Source organism: Nocardia sp. NPDC051981 (assembly GCF_040680715.1).
Lineage (GTDB): Bacteria > Actinomycetota > Actinomycetes > Mycobacteriales > Mycobacteriaceae > Nocardia.
Map to the genome: position 1 here is coordinate 157,696 of NZ_JBFAXK010000004.1, position 18,971 is coordinate 176,666.

An 18,971-nucleotide genomic window follows, 5' to 3' on the forward strand; every position below is an offset into this window, starting at 1 on the left:
CATGTTCAGAACATAGATCAGGTGAACTCAGGGTGTTCCTGCTCCTGCCGCGACCCAGCTCGCGATCTGAGCCCGCGAGGTGAAACCCAGCTTCGTCAGGATGTGCTCGACATGCCCCTCCGCGGTGCGCCGTGAGATTGTCAATCGACCAGCGATTGCGCTGTTGGTGAGGCCATCGGCTACCAGTTCGGCGATCTGCTGCTCACGTTTGGTGAGGATCGACGCTCGGTCGGCGAGCGATGAGGGGTCTTCTTCGAGGCCGAAGGCAGCGGCCACGGCGAAGCTCATCGCACTGCCCTTCTCCCGGGCCTTTCGGAATTCTCGTGTTCCGAGGGTCTCCTGTGCGCGGCGCTCGCATGCCTGGTGGTAGGTGGCCAGGTTGGGGAACAGGATGGAGGAGCTACCTGCGGCCCGGCCCAGTGCTTCGGCAGCACCCATCAACACGGAGGCGCGGCGGCCATCGGCGCGATCCGATGCGATCCATGCGAGAGCTTCCAGACTGGTCGCGGCGATGAGTGGATCATCTACCGAGCGAGCGTGACGAAGGCTCTCCTTCAACAGGTCCGTGGCCCGGTCGAGCGCACCCTGCCTCCAGACGGCCGTACCCATTGCCCACAGCAGCCAGGAGCGAAATGACGTCTCTCCTCCGCGAGAGTCCGCGAACGCCAGCGTCTGCTCGTGACAGGCGACCGCGCGCTGGAGATCCCCACCGAGTTGGTATGCCCACCCCAGCAACAGGGAAGAGTCCATTCGCAATACGGGATCGCTACAGCCTGTGACCAGTTCTGCGGCCTCCTCCAGGCGGGCGACGGCATGGCCGAGATCGTCGCTGACGAGCGCGGTGTAACCGTCCGCGACCGCCACCCAGGTGGCGATCTCCGGGCCGGCCATCTGCCCGGCCAGCCCTCTGAGTTCTGCCACCCGCGCTGTCGCCGCGGCCAGGTCCCGCTGAGCCGCGGCAAGCATCCCGGCCGAGTAGAGCGCCTTGGCGCGATCTCGGCCTTGTCCGACGACCGAGTGGGCCAGAGTTCGGTCGAGCCAGCTGCGGCCCTCGGTGATTCGGCCACCCATGTACCAGAACGAAAACAGGGCTGCTGCGATCCGCATGCCGTCGGCGCCGGCCTCGTCGAACTCCATCGCCTTGCGCAGATTCGGCAGTTCCTGCTTCAGGCGGGAATCCCACTCGAGTTGGCGGGGACTGATCCACTCGGCCTCCGCGTCGAACGCCAACCGCTCGTACCAATCCCGATGCCGGCGACCGATCTCCCGGTCCTCACCTGCCTCCTCGAGCTTTGTCCTGCCGTAGTTCTGCACTGTGTCGAGCATTCGGAACCTGACCGCGCCACCGGATTCCTCCCGGATCAGGATCGACTTGTCCACCAACGCGAACAAGGCATCGAGCAGGTCGGGGTCGGGTGTGGCGGTGCCGCACACCTGTTCGGCTGCGTCGAGGTCGAAGCTGTGAGCAAAGATCGACAGTTGCGACCACAGCTGCTGTTCGCGTGGTGTGCACAGGTCGTAACTCCAGCCGATGCACCACCACAGGGTCTGCTGGCGCGTCGGGACATCCCGATTGCCCGCTGTGAGCAGGGTGTACCGGTCGTCGAGCCGTCGCAGGATCTGATCGGCGGACAGCACGCGCAGCCGGGCCGTGGCCAGCTCGATCGCCAATGGCAAACCATCCAGCCGGGCACAGATCCGGGCTACGGCGAGCCAGTTGTCTCGGGTCAGCTCGAACCCGGGTACCACCGCCGCCGCTCGTTCGACGAACAATTCCACCGCGTCGTATCGGGACGCTTCTCCCAGCGTGGGCATGCAGGACGGATCCGGAAAGCCCAGTGGTGTCACCGGCACCACGGATTCGCCGCCGATTCCGAGGACCTCGCGACTGGTGGCCAAGATCGACAGGTCCGCGCAGGCACGCAGTAGCGACTCCGCGAGGTAGGCGACCGCCTCCACCAGGTGCTCGCAGTTGTCGAGCACCAGCAAGAGTTTGCGTGTCGACAGAAACTCGACCAGTACCTCCCTCGTCGGCCTGCCGGCCAGGTTCCGCACGCCGACCGAAGTAGCCACAATGTCGTCCACCAATCCGGGGTCGTCGATGTCGCCGAACTCGACCAATCTCACCCCGTCTGGATAACTGCGGCGCAACTTGCTCGCCGCCCGCGCCGCGAGCCGCGTCTTGCCGACCCCACCGATGCCCGTCAAAGTAACCAGACGCGATTCCGACAGCGCCTTCTTCACCTCGGACAGTTGTGCCTTCCGGCCGACAAAGCTTGTCAGTTCCCACCGAAGGGCACCCGTATCTCCTCTGCGACGAACCTGTCCTCGCGCCGGTACGTGCGCTTGCTGCATGGTGTCGGGTTCACCGCGGATGGTCATCTCATCGACGGAGTAACCATGGTCGCGCTGGATTCGTTGCAGCTGCTTACCGAGGGCGATGGCGGTGGGGCGCTGCGACGGATCGCGGTCCATCGCGGTCTCGATTGCCGCGCACACATCGTCGGGGATCCCGCCCGTGCGCAGATCCGGCACCGGATCGGTGGTGATCCGGAGAAACTGCGCAACGACCTGTTCCCCACTGCGGCGTTCGAAAGCGGCATGCCCGGTGAGCGCGCAGAACAACGTGCTTCCCAGCCCGTACACGTCCGACGCCAGATCGGGCGGATGGCCGTCGAGAACCTCGGGTGCCGCAAACGCCGGCGACGCCATGACCGTTCCAGCCTTGGTCTCGAAGCCGCCGGCGATACGGGCGATGCCGAAATCGCTCAACGCCGGCTCCCCGTATTCGGTGAACAGGATGTTCGCCGGTTTGACGTCGCGATGCACGATACCGAGCCGGTGCGCCGTCTCGAGCGCTCCGGCCATCTTGATCCCGAGCCGCAGCACCTCCTCCACAGGAAGAGGACCGTCCCTGCGGATCCGGTCCTCGAGGGATCCGCGCTCATGGCACTGCATCACCAAATACGGTCTCCCCGGCGAGATCTCGCCGATCTGCAGGACCCCGACGATGTTCGGGTGGCCGGTCAGTCGCCCCATCGCGCGTTGCTCCCGCAGAAATCGCGCTCTGCTTTCCTCGTCCGGTTCAGCGGTGGTGAGCACCTTCACCGCGACGACGCGATCCAAGTCGCGCTGGGTGCAGCGGCAGACCACGCCGAACCCGCCCCGCCCGATCTCCTCGGCATCCTCGAACCCCGCCGAACTCAGCTCCGCGACTGGTGTCGCCGCCATATCCCGGCGTGTTCTGAGGGGGTCGTCCTCGACCATGTGGGTCACCTGCAATTCACAACCCCCCGGATCCCCATGATAATCCGCTGCGCTCCAGCGGCAGATGGTATGGACGCTTCCCCATCAGGCGAGCGGGGTCGTCCGGCAATGGACAGGACGGCGGATCGGGGTGGGGTGAGGGTGCCGGATCGTCCACTGTGTCGTGGGTCTCCCATGCGGCAGATTGGCTGCGGACGAACCCATCGCGCACAGGGAGTTGAACGGATGCATCGCGGAACAGGCACCGGCACGCTGGACGAACAGCGGATCGATGCCGTCCCCCGGCTGGAATTCGAGCGGATCGCGGGTGAGCTGCCGTCGGCGCGATTGGTCTGGCATGGCGCGCAGCCGCATCTCACCACGCTGATCGAGGTCTTCTCGGCGCTGGGATTGCAGGTGATCACCCATGAGGTGAGCGGCGATGAGCTGCGCGCGGTGCATCGGTTCACCTTCCGCCCCACCGCTTTTCCGCTGCACGAGCGGACGGCCGAGCTGATCGCGGACGCGTTCCTGGCGGCCGTGGACACCGTCGTGGAGGTCGACGGGTTGATCGGGTTGGTCGGCACGGCCGAGCTGGCGTGGCAGGATGTGGTGCTGGTGCGGGCCGCGTGCCGGTATCTACGGCAGGTGGGCCTGCGCCTGAGCGAGGTCACGGTCACCGAGATCCTTTCCGCCCATGCCGAATTCGTGCGCGCGTTCGTGGCTCTGTTCCACGCCAGGTTCGATCCGGCGCGCACCGCCGGGCGGGCCGAGTCGGTGGCCGCCGCCGATGCGGCGGTGCAGCGACGGCTGGAGGCCGCGGCCACGCTGCCGGAGGATCAGCTGCTGCGCGGCCTGCACACCTTCTGCACCGCGGTGCTGCGCACCAACTGGTATCAGCCGTGTCGCGCGGTGGCCGCGTTCAAGCTCGATCCGGCCCGGCTCTCGGTCTCGGCCCCGGTCACGCCCTATCGCGAGATCTTCGTGCACGCCGCCGAGGTGGAGGGCAGCCATGTACGCGGTGGCGCGATCGCCCGTGGCGGCTTGCGCTGGTCGGATCGCGGGGACGATTTCCGCACCGAGGTGCTCGGGCTGATGAGGACCCAGACGGTCAAGAACGCGGTCATCGTGCCGACCGGCGCGAAGGGTGTGTTCGTGGCCCGGCGCGGAAGCGATCCCGCCACCGTCGAATCGGCGTACTCGGCGTTCATCGGCGGCCTGCTCGATGTCACCGACAATATTGTCGACGGCGTGACGGTCCCGCCCGCGCGCTGCGTGGTGTACGACGACCACGATCCGTATCTGGTGGTCGCGGCGGACAAGGGCACCGCGCGCTTCTCCGATCTGGCCAATGCCATCGCGGTATCGCGGGGCTTCTGGCTCGGCGACGCGTTCGCCTCGGGCGGTTCCAGCGGCTACGACCACAAGGCGCTGGGCATCACCGCGCGTGGCGTGTGGTGCTCGATCCGCCAGCATCTGGCCGAGCTGGGCATCGACGCCGACGCGCAGCCGTTCACGGTGGCGGGCATCGGCGATATGTCGGGCGACGTCTTCGGCAACGGCATGCTCGAAACCGATCGGATTCTGCTGGTGGCGGCCTTCGACCACCGCCACATCTTCCTCGACCCGGACCCGGATCCGCTGCTGTCGCATGGCGAGCGCCGCCGCCTGGCCGGTCTGGAGCGCAGCAGCTGGGCCGACTACGACCGCGCCCTGATCTCGAAGGGTGGCGGCGTCTGGCCGCGCACCGCCAAGTCCGTCCCGCTCTCCCCCGAGGTGCGTGATCGGCTCGGCGTCACCGCGACGGAACTGCCCGCGCCCGAGGTGATCCGGGCGATTCTGGGTGCCGAGGTGGACCTGCTGTTCAATGGCGGCATCGGCACCTATGTGCGCGGCGGCGACGAGCCGGACACCGCGGTCGCCGACCCGGCCAATGACGAGGTGCGGATTCCGGCGTCGCGGCTGCGCTGCCGGGTGGTCGGCGAGGGCGGCAATCTGGGTCTCACCCAGCGGGCGCGCATCGAGTTCGCGATGGCGGGCGGCCGGGTCAATGCCGATTTCATCGATAATGCTGCGGGCGTGGCGATTTCGGATCGCGAGGTGAACCTCAAGATCGCGCTCGGGGCCGCTGTGGCCGCGGGTTCGCTGACCCCGGCCGAACGGGATCGGCTGCTGGCCGACAATGCGGGCGCGGTGGTCGCCGCCGTGCTCGCCGACTGCGATCGGCAGGCGCTGGCGATCAGCCTGGCCGAGGCGCACGCCCCTTTCCTGATCGATCGGCACGGCCGTTTGATCGAGAATCTGGAGCAGGCCACCGGTCTCGACCGCGCCGCCGAATTCCTGCCCACCGCGGCGGAGCTCACCGCCCGCCGCCGCGCGGGAACCGGCCTGGTGCGTCCGGAGATCGCGGTACTGCTGGCCATGGCCAAGAACCTGGTCCGCGATGAGCTGCTGGCTGCCGGAATTCTCGACGATCCGGTGGTGGCCGGGACCGTGTTCGGCTACTTCCCCGATTCGGTGCGCACCGGGCTGGGTGAGGACGTGCTGCGCAAGCACCCGGTGGCTCGGGAGATCGTGGCCGTGGCGGTGGCGAACCAGGTGATCAACCGGGTCGGCCCCGGCATGATCCACCGCCTGGAGGAGCGCCTCGGCACGGGTACCGCGCACATCGTGCTGGCCTGCACCGTGGTGCACAGCGTGCTCGATATCGACGGTTGGTGGCACGATGCCCTCGCCCTGCCCGGCGTCTCGCCGCGGGTGCGCATGAGCGTCCTCAACGGTATTCAGGCGGCCGTCGAACAGGCCACCGCCTGGTTGCTGGCCCAGCCCGGCGCCGGCTCCTGGTCCGAGGAGATCGACCGTCACGCACCGCTAGTCGCGGAATTGATCACGGTGCTGCCGCGACCCTGCGGGAATACCGGACGCGACCTGGCGAACCTGCGTCTGCTGGGGCAGGCGCTGCCGTTGAGCGACACTGCCCGGCGCGCACAGCTTCCGGTGCCGCTGGTGGCGCAGACCTACCGCGAGCTGGGCGATCTCCTCGGTTTGGACTGGCTGGCAACCGCTTTCGACGCGACGCCGGCCTCGGACCGCTGGGAGACCCTGGCGGCCGCCGTGCTGGGCGATGAATTGCAGTCGCGGTGGCACGCGCTCACGGTCGCGGTTCTCGCCGGGGCCGACCCCACCGCCTCGGCCCGTGATCTCGTGACGGCCTGGGGTGACACCGATGCCGCTGCCAGGCTGCTGGATCTGGCCGGTGGTCTGCGCCGCTCCGGTGTCGTCGATATCGCGCGCCTGTGCGTGGTCAACGCCGGATTGGCGGAGGCGGCCAAGGTCAGCGCCGGGCGATAACGGCCAGCAGCAGCTCGGCGCGCACCCGGGCGGTGTCGAGCCGGCAGCCGAGCACGGATTCGATCTTGACGATCCGGCTGCGCAGCGTATGCCGGTGCACGCCGAGGGCGTTGGCGGCGGCTTCCCATTGCCCGTGCGCCTCGAGGTAGGCGCGTAGCGAGTCGACCAGGTTGGTGTCGTGCCGCTCGTCGTAGCCGATGAGCGGCGCGAGCATGGCCTCCGACACTGCGCCGAGCATCCGGCGCGCCTCCGGGAAGCTCAGCAGGGAGTGCCCGGCCAGCGCGGAGAGCTCCTGCGGGCTCGCCCCGGGCGGCGCCGCGGACGCGGCCAGCTCCGCATGTTCGATGGCGGCGGCGAAGCGGCGCAGGGGATGTGGCGCGCTGATTCCGGCGCGCACGGTGGCGCGCACGCTCGCGGGCAAGGTCCGCAGCAGCTGCTCGGCCGATTCCTCGGTATCGGTTCCGGCCAGCAGGAGGGCGGCCCGATCGTCGGCCAGGTGGGCGAACAGCTGCCTGCTCAGTGTCGCCAGCCGCGTGTCGACGGCCGCGACGACCTGTTCGGCGGTGTCGGCCGAGGGGCAGCGCAGCACCAGCGCGCGCACCCGCCCGGCCCGGTCGGCGGCCGGAGTCAGATGCGCCCACACGGTGTCGAGCGTGGTCGGTTGCTCGAGCAGCATGGCGATGGCCTGGGTGTTCAAGCGGTTCTGCGCGATGCGCAGTCGCGCGGGTTTCTCGAAGTCCAGGGCGAGCAGTGAGCTGGCGTGCCCGAGCAGCACCTGGTCGACCGGGCTCAGCGCGGTCGTGGTCACGACGGCGAGATGCCCGTGTGTGGCGGGCCCGGCCGCGATGGCCTGCACGGCGATGAAAACGTCGGGGGCCGTGTGGATCACGCCGCTGGCCGCGCCTTCGCCGCGGGTCCCGAGAAATTCGGTGATCTTGTCGATGATCTCGGCGGGCGCCGGCCCGGGATGCGCGTCGGTCACCACGCCATCGGCGCCGACGACGATCGCGGTGGCCGACAGTGCCGCCGACAGTTCCTTGATGACGGCGGGTACGCCCTGGATCGCGGCGCGGGTCATGCGCGGCTGGCTGCGTGAGGCCCGCAGCACCTTTTCGTATTCCTGTTCGGCGAGCCGCTGCATGACCTTCTTGGTGATCGCGCCGAACGGTGTCGGCAGCGGCACCTCGAACAGCGGCAGCCCGAGCTCGTCGGCGGCCTCGACCAGGTCCTCGGGCACGGCCGGGTGCGAGAGCCCGACTCCGAATCCGACGCCGACCACCCCCACCGCGTCGAGATCACGGAGATAGCGCAGTCGATCGGGGCGACTGAGCGGCAAACCCATGCCGGTGGTGAGCACCAGTTCCCCGCCGGAGAGCCATTGCTGCGGTTCGGTGAGTTCGCAGGTGAGCGCGAGCGCGATCTCCCGGCCCAGTCCGGCACCGCCGCCCTTGAGCACCAATCCCAGCTCAGGTTGCGACAGGATCCATCGGACCGGAATTCCCACACTCATAGCTCTCCCACAGCAACTGGACACAATGGTGAAACCCCGCTCTCGGGTCACGCCGAATCGGCAGGTGACGCAGGGGTGTGTCGCGCAGCACACTCGGTGGCAATCGAGCAGCACTCCCACATCGCACGAGAACGGGCAGACATGACCACGGAGATACTTCGCAACTACATCGACGGCCAGTTTACGGCCGCCACCGCGGCGGAGTCGTTCGACCTGATCAGCCCGGTGGACGAGTCCGTGACCGGCCGCAGCCCCATCTCCGGGCCCGCCGATGTGGATGCCGCCGTGGCCGCCGCCGCCCGCGCCCTCCCGGCCTGGAAGGCCGCCACGCCGAGCCGCCGCCAGGCCGCGCTGCTGAAACTGGCCGACGCGATCGAAGCCAATGCGCAGGCCCTGGTCGAGGCGCAGTCCCTCGATACCGGCCAGCCCAAGCATCTGATCGCCTCCGAGGAGGTCGCCGCGGGCGCGGATCACATGCGTTTCTTCGCCGGGGCGGCGCGGCTGCTGGAGGGCAAGTCGGCCGGTGAGTACATGGAGGGCTTCACCTCCTATGTGCGCCGCGAGCCGGTCGGCGTGATCGGCCAGGTGACGCCGTGGAACTACCCGCTGATGATGGCTATCTGGAAGATCGGCCCGGCGCTGGCGACCGGCAATACGGTCGTCCTCAAGCCCAGTGACACCACGCCCCGCAGCACCCTGGTGCTGGCCGAACTGACCCGGGACATCCTGCCCGCCGGTGTCCTGAACGTGGTGCTCGGCACCGCGGGCACCGGGGCCGCGCTGGTCGCGCATCCGGCCCTGGACATGGTGGCCATCACCGGTTCGGTGCGCGCGGGCATCGCGGTGGCCACCGCCGCCGCCCAGCAGGTGAAGCGGGCGCATCTCGAATTGGGCGGCAATGCGCCGGTCCTGGTGTTCGACGACGCGGATCTGGCGCTGGCCGCCGATCGCATCGGCGATGCCGCCTACTTCAACGCCGGTCAGGACTGCACGGCCGCCACCCGCGTGCTGGTGCACGAGTCCGTGCACGACGCCTTCGTGGAGGCCCTGGTGAAGAAGGCGCAGACGGTGCAGCCGGGCCTGCCCGACAATCCGGATGCCGCCTACGGCCCGCTCAACAACATCCGCCATTTCGAGTCGGTGACCGGCAAGATCGCGGCGCTGCCCGCGCACACCACCGTCGCCACCGGCGGTGTGCGGATCGGCGAGCGCGGCTTCTTCTTCGCGCCGACCGTGGTGACCGGTGTGCGCCAGGACGATCCGATCGTGCAGGAGGAGATCTTCGGCCCGGTGATCACCGTGCAGACCTTCGCCGACGAGTCCGAGGCCATCCGGCTGGCCAATGACGTGGTCTACGGCCTGGCCTCGAGCGTGTGGAGCCGCGATCACGGTGTGGTGCAGCGGGTTTCGGCCGCACTGGACTTCGGCGCGGTGTGGGTGAACTGCCATATTCCGCTGGTCGCCGAGATGCCGCACGGCGGTTTCAAGCGCTCGGGCCACGGCAAGGATCTGTCCGCCTACGGCGTCGAGGACTACACGCGCATCAAGCACGTCATGAGCGCACACGACTGATTCCGGTTGCACCGGCCCCCGAATTCCCCTCCCGCAGAAAGATTTTCATGACTGAGATCAGCTACCGGATTCCGCAGCAGCGGGTGCTCCGGACCGCCCTGCCCGGCCCGCGCTCGCAGGAACTGGCGGTGCGCCGCAAGGGCGCCGTCGCCGCGGGCGTCGGTTCCACCGCCCCGGTGTACACCGCCGACGCCGATGGTGGCGTCATCGTCGACGTGGACGGCAACACGCTCATCGATCTCGCCGCGGGCATCGCGGTCACCAATGTCGGGGCGTCGCATCCGAAAGTCGTCGCGGCGATCAAGGATCAGGCCGAGCGGTTCACCCACACCTGTTTCATGGTGGCCCCGTACGAGGGCTACATCGAGGTGGCCGAGCAGCTGGCCGCGCTGACCCCGGGCGATCACGAGAAGCGCAGCGTGCTGTTCAATTCCGGCGCGGAAGCGGTGGAGAACGCCATCAAGGTGGCGCGCCTGGCCACCGGCCGCCCCGCGGTGGTCGCCTTCGATCACGCCTATCACGGCCGCACCAACCTGACCATGGCGCTGACCGCGAAATCCATGCCGTACAAGCAGAACTTCGGCCCGTTCGCGCCCGAGGTCTACCGGATGCCGATGTCGTATCCGTTCCGTGACGGCGGCCAGGACGGCGCCGCGGCGGCGCGGGAGGCGATCACCCGGATCGAGAAGCAGATCGGCGCGACCTCGGTGGCGGCGATCATCATCGAGCCGATCCAGGGTGAGGGCGGATTCATCGTGCCCGCACCGGGATTCCTTCCGGCGCTGGCCGATTGGGCGCGCGCCAACGGCGTGGCGTTCATCGCCGACGAGGTGCAGACCGGTTTCGCCCGCACCGGCGACTGGTTCGCCTGCGCGCACGAGGGCGTGGTGCCCGACATCATCACCATGGCCAAGGGCATCGCGGGCGGTATGCCGCTCTCGGCGATCACCGGCCGCGCCGATCTCATGGACGCGGTCCACCCCGGCGGCCTGGGCGGCACCTACGGCGGCAATCCGGTCGCCTGCGCCGCCGCGCTGGCCGCCATCGACGCCATCCGCGAGCACGATCTCAATGCCCGCGCCCGCCGCATCGGCGAGATCGCCTCGGCCCGCTTGCGCGCACTCGCGCAGCAGGTTCCGGCCCTCGGCGAGGTGCGCGGCCGGGGCGCGATGCTGGCGCTGGAGTTCGTCCGCCCCGGCGGCACCGAACCCGATCCCGCCCTGACCGCCGCCATCGCCGCCCGCTGCCTGGAGCAGGGCGTGCTCACCTTGACCTGCGGCACCTTCGGCAACGTGATCCGGCTGCTGCCACCGCTGGTGATCGGCGAGGACCTGCTCGACGACGCCCTGGACGTGTTGTGCACCGCCATCGGCGACCTGTCCGCATAATCGACTGCTGAGGAAATCTGTTGTCCGAGTTCGACTTCGTGCGCGCCCTCGTTCCCACCGGTGTGTGGATCGACGGAGCCGCGGCCCCCGCGTCCGGCGGCGGCACCTTCACCGTGACCGATCCGGCCACCGGCGACCTGCTCACCGAGGTCGCCGACGCGGGCCGCGAGGACGCCCTGCGGGCCCTCGACTCGGCCTGCCGGGTGCAATCCGCGTGGGCCGCAACCGCTCCCCGCGAACGCTCCGCGATCCTGCGGCGGGCCTGGGAACTGCTGGTGGATCGCACCGAGGAGATCGCGCTGCTGATGACCCTGGAGATGGGCAAGACCATCGCCGAGTCGCGCGGCGAGGTCGCCTACGGCGCGGAGTTCCTGCGCTGGTTCAGTGAGGAGGCGGTCCGGATCGGCGGCCGCTACACCACCGCGCCCGCGGGCACCGGCCGCATTCTGGTCACCCGGCAGCCGGTCGGCCCGGTACTGGCCATCACACCGTGGAACTTCCCGCTGGCCATGGGCACTCGCAAGATCGGCCCGGCCCTGGCGGCCGGATGCACCGTGATCGCGAAGCCCGCCGAGGACACCCCGCTCACCATGCTGGCGCTGGCCGCGATCTTCGCCGAGGCCGGTCTGCCCGCGGGCGTGCTGTCGGTGCTGCCAGGCAGCGACGCCGCGGCCGTCACCGCGCCGCTGCTGGCCGATTCGCGGTTGCGGAAGGTGACCTTCACCGGGTCCACCCGGGTGGGCAAGTTGCTGCTGGGGCAGGCCGCCGGCAATGTGCTGCGCACGTCCATGGAACTGGGCGGCAATGCGCCGTTCATCGTGTTCGAGGACGCCGATCTGGACCAGGCCCTCGAGGGCGCGATGGCCGCGAAGATGCGCAACGGCGGTCAGGCGTGCACGGCGGCGAACCGTCTCTACGTGCACAATGCGCTGCGCGAGCAGTTCGCGTCCCGCTTCGCCGAGCGGCTGGCCGCGCTGCGCGTCGGCCCCGGCTACCGGCCGGAGGTCGATCTCGGGCCGCTGATCAACGAGCGGCAGCGCGCGACGGTGACCGCACTGGTGGACGACGCGATCGCGTCCGGCGCGGTACTGCGTGCCGGTGGCAAGCCGCTCGACGGTCCGGGCTGCTTCTTCGAGCCCACCGTGCTCGACGCTGTGCCGCGCACCGCGCGGATGCACCGGGAAGAGATCTTCGGCCCGGTCGCCGCGATCTACGGTTTCGATACCGAAGCCGAGGTGGTGGCCGCCGCCAATGACACCGAATTCGGTTTGGCGGCTTATGTTTTCACCAAAGACCTCGATCGCGCTCTGCGCGTGAGCGACGCCCTGGAAGCCGGCATGGTCGGCATCAATCGCGGCGTCGTCTCCGATCCGGCCGCCCCCTTCGGCGGCGTCAAACAGTCCGGTCTGGGCAGCGAGGGCGGGTCCGAGGGGATCCACGAATACCTCGACACCAAATACGTCGCGCTCACCCGCTGACGTCCTCTCCCGGCACCCCGGCCCCTGCGCCGGATCCCGTGCCGAACCGGCCGTTCCACGCCGGTGTCTCCACCGTGGCGCGGCGCCGGTGGGAGCGCGCTTCCCGCTCCCGCCGCCGCCAGACCCTCGCAAGAGGAGCTCTCATGCTCATCCAGAATTCTCCGGGGATCGAATCCTCCGCCTCGAGCGGCAAGGGATTGGCGACCAACAAGGTCGGCGTGCTGGCCGGGGCCGTGCTCAGTATCGCCTCCATCGCGCCGGCGTATACGACGACGGCCAGTCTGGGTCTGATCGTCGCCGCCGTCGGCCTCAAGATGCCGGCGCTGCTGATCGCCGGATTCATTCCGATGTTCCTGGCGGCGTACGCCTATCGCGAGTTCAATGCCGAAACCCCGGATTGCGGAGCCTCGTTCACCTGGTCGGCGCGATCCCTGGGCCCCTACGTCGGCTGGATGGCCGGGTGGGGTTCGGTGATCGCCGTGGTGATCGTGCTGGCCAACATCGCGGCGGTCGGCGCGGAGTTCCTGTACCTGTTCGTGGGCAAGCTGGTGGGGTCGGAGGCCATCGCGACCCTCGGTGACAACAAGCCGATCAATATCGTGACCACGCTGGTGTTCCTGGCGGCGGCCGGGTGGGCGGCCAGCCGCGGCATCACGTCCAGTGAACGCCTGCAGTACGTGCTGGTCGGCTTCCAGCTGACGGTGCTGCTGGTGTTCGCCGGGATGGCGCTGTGGAAGGCGCTGGCCGGGGACGCGCCGTCCGGGCTGAGCTTCGATGTCGACTGGTTCGATCCGTTCACCGGACTCACCCTGGGCGCGTTCGCCATGGGCTTGATCGGGTCGGTGTTCCTGTACTGGGGCTGGGATACCGCGCTCACCCTCGGCGAGGAGTGCAAGGATCCGCAGCGCACCCCCGGGCGGGCCGGAGTGCTGTCCATCCTGACCGTGCTCGGCACCTATCTGCTGCTGGCGGTGTCGCTCATGTGGTACGCCGGCGTCGGCGAAACCGGTATCGGACTGGGCAATCCGCAGACCTCGGACAATGTGTTCGGTGCGCTGGCCCAGCCGGTGCTCGGCGGCAACGGCGAGATTCTGCTGTACCTCGCGGTGCTGGTCTCCACCATCGCCAGCCTGCAGGCCACCTTTCTGCCCGCGGCACGCGCCATGCTCGCCATGGGCACCTACCGGGCGCTGCCCAGCCGGTTCGCCTCGGTGCACCCGCGCTATCAGGTGCCGCGGTTCACCACCGCGGTCGCCGCGCTGGTGGCGGGCGGTTTCTATGCGCTGACCGCGCTGCTGTCGGAGCACGTCCTGCAGGACACGATCGCCGCGCTGGGCATCATGATCTGCTGGTACTACGGACTGACCGCGTTCGCGTGCGTCTGGTACTTCCGCAAGCGGTGGTTCGCCTCGGGCCGCGATTTCCTGTTCAAGCTGCTGTTCCCGCTGCTCGGCGGGGCCATGCTGCTGATCATCTTCGCCATCTCGGTGCGCGAGAGCCTCGATCCGGCAACCGGTAGCGGCGCCGAGATCTTCGGCATCGGGCTGGTGTTCTATCTGGGGTTCGGGATTCTGATGCTGGGCGCGGCGCTGATGCTGGTGCAGCGCTGGCGGGATCCGGCGTACTTCCGCAGCCGGACCTTGCCGCGCGCGGTGTCCGGCGATCCGATGCCCGCCGTGCAGGCGCCCACCGTTTAGCGAATCCCACTGCGCCGCAATCCTATTCCCACTACAGGAGGAATCATGCACGTCGTCACCTGTTTCGAACCGCCCGTCTCGCACGCCCGGGTCGGCGAGCCGGTCCGCCCGCCGCTGCGGGTGGCCCTGGTCCAGCACCGCTGGCAGGCCGACGCGGATGCGCTGCGCGCCGAGCTGAGCACGGGCATCGCCCAGGCGGCCGAGCTCGGAGCCACGGCCGTGTTCCTGCCGGAGCTGACGCTGAGCAAATACCCCGCGTTCGTGCGCGGCGGCGACAACCCGTGCGCCGCGGCCGAGGACCTGACGACCGGGCCCACCGTCACCTTCGCGGCGAAGGCGGCCATCGAGCACGGCGTGTTCGTGCACGCCTCGCTGTACGAGCGCGCCGATCAGGGCGACGGGCTGGGCTTCAACACCGCGATCCTGGTGGCCCCCAGCGGCGAACTCGTCGGTCGCACCCGCAAGCTGCACATTCCGATCAGCGCCGGATACTACGAGGACACCTACTTCCGCGCGGGCCCGGCGACCGAGGAGTCCTACCGCCCGCACACCCATCCGGATCTCGGTGACGTCCGCATCGGCATGCCGACCTGCTGGGACGAGTGGTTCCCCGAAGTGGCGCGGCTGTACTCGCTGGCCGGAGCAGAGGTGATCGTCTACCCGACCGCCATCGGCTCCGAACCATCCTTCCCGGCCTTCGACACCCAGCCGCTGTGGCAGCACGTGATCGTCGGCAACGGCATCACCAGCGGCACATTCATGGTGGTGCCCAACCGTTTCGGCGACGAGGGCGAGATCACCTTCTACGGTTCGTCGTTCATTTCCGACCCCTACGGCCGGATCCTGGTGCAGGCCCCGCGCGACGAGGCGGCCGTGCTGGTCGCCGATCTGGATCTGGATCAGCGCCGCGACTGGCTGACCCTGTTCCCGTTCCTGGACACCCGCCGGCCCGACACCTACGCCCGCCTGACCGCGCCCGTCGATCACCAGCACCCCTTCGGGCGGCCCTGATGAGCTGGCACATGCCCGCCGAGCACGCACCGCATCGGCGCACCTGGATGGCGTTCCCGCCCGCCGGGTCGGAGATCACCGCGACCCCGCAGGCGGTGACCGAGGCCCGGACGGCGTGGACGGCGGTGGCCCACGCGGTCGCCGAGTTCGAACCGGTCACCATGATCGTGGATCCGGCCGATGCGGCGGCGGCCCGGACCTGCCTGTCGAGTGCGATCGAGATCGTCGAAGCACCCCTCGACGATGCCTGGATGCGCGATATCGGGCCGACCTTCGTCCACGCCGCGGACGGTGCGGTCGCGGCGGTGGACTGGGTGTTCAACGGCTGGGGCCAACAGGAATGGGCCAGGTGGGACCACGATTCGAAGATCGGCCGGACGGTCGCGGCCGCGGCCGGGACGCCGGTGGTGGACTCGGCGCTGGTCAACGAGGGCGGCGGCATCCAGGTCGACGGCGCCGGGACGGTGCTCGTCACCGAGACCGTGCAGCTGGACCCCTACCGCAATCCGGGCCTGACCAAAGCCGAGATCGAGGCCGAGTTGCGCCGCACGATCGGCGTCGACACGGTGATCTGGCTGCCGCGCGGGCTGTGGCGGGACTCGCAGCGATTCGGCACCCGCGGGCACGCGGACATCGTCGCCGCGCTGCCCGCACCCGGTGTGGTCCTGGTGCACGATCAGCGTGATCCCGAGCACCCCGACCATGCGCTCGGCCGGCAGCTCACGAAGCAGCTGGCCGCCGAAACCGATTCGGCCGGAAAGCCTTTCGAGGTGGTGCCGGTGCCCGCCCCGCGAACGCTGCGGGACGAGGAGGGCTTCGTCGACTACAGCTACATCAACCACTACGTGTGCAACGGCGCGGTCATCCTGTGCGGATTCGACGACCGCAACGACGCCGAGGCCGCGGCCGTGCTGGCCGATGTCTATCCCGGCCGCGTCATCGTGACCGTCGACGCGCGGGAGATCTTCGCGCGCGGGGGCGGCATCCACTGCATCACCCAGAACGAGCCCCTGCCCGCCCGCTGACAACTCGGCCGGCACGCCGCAATGGCGATTGAGGGGCCGGCCGATTCGCCGCAGTGGCGCGAGCGGGACCGTGAGCGCACCCACATACTAGAAACAGCAACCCTCGGGTTATCTCCAGGAAAACTCGATGTTCAGCAAGGAGTTCTCGTGCCTGTCATCACTCGCGACGTCGTGATCGTCGGCGCCGGGCCGTCCGGCCTGACCGCCGCCACCGAACTACACAAGGCCGGTCTGACCGTGGCCGTGCTGGAGGCTCGTGATCGAGTCGGCGGACGCACCTGGACCGGCGACATCGAGAACGCGATGATCGAGATCGGCGGCCAGTGGCTGTCCCCGCATCACACCGCCGCCCTCGAGCTGGTCGAGAAACTCGGCCTGAAGACCTTCTCCCGCTACCGCGACGGCGAATCGGTCTACCTCGCCGCCGACGGCACCCGCCAGCAGTTCACCGGCGACGTCTTCCCCGCGCCCGCCGACACCGCCGCCGAGATCGACCGCCTCATTCGGCTGCTCGACGGGCTGGCCGCCGAGGTCGGCGCGGAGCAGCCGTGGGCGCATCCGCTTGCCGCCGAACTGGATTCGATCCCGTTCAGCCTGTGGCTGGAGCGGCAGTCCGACAACGACTACGCCCGCGAGACAGTGGCGTTCTTCGTCTCCGGAGCCATGCTGACCAAGCCCGCACACACCTTCTCGACACTGCAGGCACTGCACATGGCCGCCGCGCAGGGGTCCTACACCGCGCTGGCCACCGACACCTTCATGCTGGACAAGCGGGTCATCGGTGGCATGCAACAGGTTTCGCAACGCCTGGCCGCCGCCCTCGGCGACGATGTGCACCTGAATTCTCCGGTGCGGAAGGTGCGATGGTCCCAGACCGGCGTCAGCGTCTTCGCCGACGGCGATCTGGAGGTGCGCGCCGACCGCGTGGTGCTGGCGGTGCCGCCGAACCTGTACTCCGCCATCAGCTTCGATCCGCCCATGCCGCGCCGTCGCCAGCAGATGTACCAGCACATGTCCTTCGGTTTCGTGGTCAAGGTGCACGCGGTGTACCCGACCCCGTTCTGGCGCGCGAAAGGCCTGTCCGGCACCGGTTTCAGTGATACCGACATCGTGTCGGAGGTCTACGACAACACCAACCACGACGCCACCAACGGCGCGATGGTCGGCTTCATCGCCCACGAACAGGCCGACGCCGTGTTCGAGATGAGCCCCGCCGAGCGCAAGCAGGCCGTGCTCGACTGCCTGGTCCGCTACCTCGGCCCCGAGGCCGCCGACCCGGTCGTCTACTACGAATCCGACTGGGGCGCAGAGGAATGGACCCGCGGCGCCTACGGCGTCAGCTTCGACCTGGGCGGCATGACCCGCTACGGCCGCGACCACCGCGACCCGGTCGGCCCGATCCACTTCTGCTGCTCGGACCTGGCAGGACACGGCTTCCAGCACGTGGACGGCGCGATCCGGATGGGCCGCCGCGCGGCCGCCGCCATCGTGGCCGAACGCAGCCTCGTGTAGCCACACCGTCCCTCACAACCGGTCTGTCCTCGGGTGTGCGGCGGCTACGGGACGACCGCCGCACGCTCACCCCTCTTCGCCTTCCAGCCTCGCCCGCACGACTTCCATGCGGGCGGCCAGAGCGGCCTCGCCGATGACATTTCTGGCGATCAGTGAGTGCGCCGGCGCGACGAGCCGACTCTGCGGGAACGCCAGTGTCGTGTACACCTCGCTGGAGAGGCGGTCCTCCACAGGTTGGTGTTGGTTGGTGTCTCGGGTCGTGGACCTTCCGCCATAGCAAAGTTTCCACTGGTCACATCACCCAGTGTGGGACGCAATGTGACCAGTGACAACATGGGGTGGCATGCCAGCCTGAAAGCCATGAGCAGCACCTGTCGTGCCGGGTCGACCTAGAGCCGCGCGGGGGCGACAGCGAGCCGCCGCGGCGGAAGTTCTCCTACCACGGCGCGCTGCGCTCGGCCTTGATCGAGGCGGGCATCCCCGGTGCCGCCTCCGGTCGCTAATTCGTCACAGTGACGTGTTGATCTGGACTGGCTGGATGGTGGAATCTGTTGCTACCGGGGCGAACTCGCGCCCGAATCAGCTCTTCGGTGTCGCGAGACAGGGGTGATTTCGCGCACCCCGATCTCACCCTTCGGCACGCGCCGGGATGGGCCTCAGCCCGCGGGCTGGGTGCGCCCGATGCCTCGCCAGCCCAATGGGAGTTGGACGCGGCCTGCCCGGATATCGCCGATGAGATGGGCGTAGCCGTCACGGACTTCGCCGAGATGAACCCACGCGGAGTGCCGGAGCTCCTCGCAGTCGCTGTGCAGCACCGTCCACCACGCCTCGGCGTAGGTCTTCGCCACATGACTGATCACCTCGCCGAAGGTGTGCGTGTGGCGACGGGCGCACCGGGTGTGGCGTGTATAGGCCGCGGCCCAAGAGTTGATCTTGTCGATGACCTTCGCGATATCCGCGCACAGCGCCGTCTCGGTGACCTCCGGTGCATTCCGCCGCGGATTCAGAACCGCTGAAATCAGCGCGGCATGCAGGTCGCCGAGTTCTCTCGCCCACGTGATGAGGGGGAACGGCTCGGTGAGCCGCCCGGCGATCGCGGCCAATAATTGATCCGCCGACAGCAGGGATACCGCATCCGTCGCCGGATTCCCGTACGCCGCTACACCCGCATTCATGGGTGA

12 protein-coding genes are annotated in these 18,971 nt (G+C 68.8%); 8 read left to right on the forward strand and 4 right to left on the reverse strand.

The window, feature by feature from the left end; all coding sequences use genetic code 11:
- Positions 1 to 27: 27 nt before the first annotated feature.
- Entirely contained in the window at positions 28 to 3,267 is a 3,240-nt protein-coding gene (locus AB0L60_RS10075) for a protein kinase (protein ID WP_364610214.1), read from the reverse strand.
- Positions 3,268 to 3,492: 225 nt separating this feature from the next.
- Between AB0L60_RS10075 and AB0L60_RS10080 the strand changes: the two genes are divergently transcribed.
- The gene (locus AB0L60_RS10080; protein ID WP_364610217.1) at positions 3,493 to 6,597 is read left to right on the forward strand and encodes an NAD-glutamate dehydrogenase domain-containing protein; all 3,105 of its coding nucleotides are present in this window, start codon (positions 3,493 to 3,495) and stop codon (positions 6,595 to 6,597) included.
- Here the strand turns inward: AB0L60_RS10080 and AB0L60_RS10085 are convergent.
- Positions 6,581 to 8,107, reverse strand: coding sequence for a PucR family transcriptional regulator ligand-binding domain-containing protein (locus AB0L60_RS10085; protein ID WP_364610220.1), 1,527 nt, complete (start codon positions 8,105 to 8,107; stop codon positions 6,581 to 6,583). The genes AB0L60_RS10080 and AB0L60_RS10085 overlap by 17 nt on opposite strands.
- A gap of 141 nt (positions 8,108 to 8,248) precedes the next feature.
- Between AB0L60_RS10085 and AB0L60_RS10090 the strand changes: the two genes are divergently transcribed.
- From AB0L60_RS10090 to AB0L60_RS10120, 7 genes are all read left to right on the forward strand, one after another.
- A complete protein-coding gene (locus AB0L60_RS10090; RefSeq protein WP_364610223.1) occupies positions 8,249 to 9,679 on the forward strand; it encodes an aminobutyraldehyde dehydrogenase in 1,431 nt (476 codons plus the stop codon).
- Positions 9,680 to 9,726: 47 nt separating this feature from the next.
- Positions 9,727 to 11,067, forward strand: a complete 1,341-nt coding sequence (gene gabT / locus AB0L60_RS10095; RefSeq protein WP_364610226.1) for a 4-aminobutyrate--2-oxoglutarate transaminase — start codon at positions 9,727 to 9,729, stop codon at positions 11,065 to 11,067.
- 20 nt (positions 11,068 to 11,087) lie between these two features.
- The gene (locus tag AB0L60_RS10100; RefSeq protein ID WP_364610229.1) at positions 11,088 to 12,545 is read left to right on the forward strand and encodes an NAD-dependent succinate-semialdehyde dehydrogenase; all 1,458 of its coding nucleotides are present in this window, start codon (positions 11,088 to 11,090) and stop codon (positions 12,543 to 12,545) included.
- Between the two features lie 143 nt (positions 12,546 to 12,688).
- Positions 12,689 to 14,242, forward strand: a complete 1,554-nt coding sequence (locus AB0L60_RS10105; protein WP_364610232.1) for an APC family permease — start codon at positions 12,689 to 12,691, stop codon at positions 14,240 to 14,242.
- A 45-nt stretch (positions 14,243 to 14,287) separates the two neighbouring features.
- Positions 14,288 to 15,253: a nitrilase-related carbon-nitrogen hydrolase gene (locus AB0L60_RS10110; RefSeq protein WP_364610235.1), complete on the forward strand. Its 966-nt coding sequence runs from the start codon at positions 14,288 to 14,290 to the stop codon at positions 15,251 to 15,253.
- Positions 15,253 to 16,278, forward strand: a complete 1,026-nt coding sequence (locus tag AB0L60_RS10115; protein ID WP_364610238.1) for an agmatine deiminase family protein — start codon at positions 15,253 to 15,255, stop codon at positions 16,276 to 16,278. The genes AB0L60_RS10110 and AB0L60_RS10115 overlap by 1 nt, the downstream gene beginning before the upstream one ends.
- A gap of 147 nt (positions 16,279 to 16,425) precedes the next feature.
- Positions 16,426 to 17,790 (forward strand): NAD(P)/FAD-dependent oxidoreductase, encoded by a 1,365-nt coding sequence (locus AB0L60_RS10120; protein WP_364610241.1) that lies wholly within the window; start codon positions 16,426 to 16,428, stop codon positions 17,788 to 17,790.
- Positions 17,791 to 17,856: 66 nt separating this feature from the next.
- Here AB0L60_RS10120 and AB0L60_RS10125 read toward each other — a convergent pair whose 3' ends face one another.
- Together AB0L60_RS10125 and AB0L60_RS10130 are read right to left on the reverse strand one after the other, a co-directional pair.
- Positions 17,857 to 18,021: a hypothetical protein gene (locus AB0L60_RS10125; protein ID WP_364610244.1), complete on the reverse strand. Its 165-nt coding sequence runs from the start codon at positions 18,019 to 18,021 to the stop codon at positions 17,857 to 17,859.
- Positions 18,022 to 18,446: 425 nt separating this feature from the next.
- On the reverse strand, positions 18,447 to 18,965 hold the full coding sequence (locus AB0L60_RS10130; RefSeq protein WP_364610247.1) for a hypothetical protein: 519 nt from the start codon (positions 18,963 to 18,965) through the stop codon (positions 18,447 to 18,449).
- Positions 18,966 to 18,971: the final 6 nt, after the last annotated feature.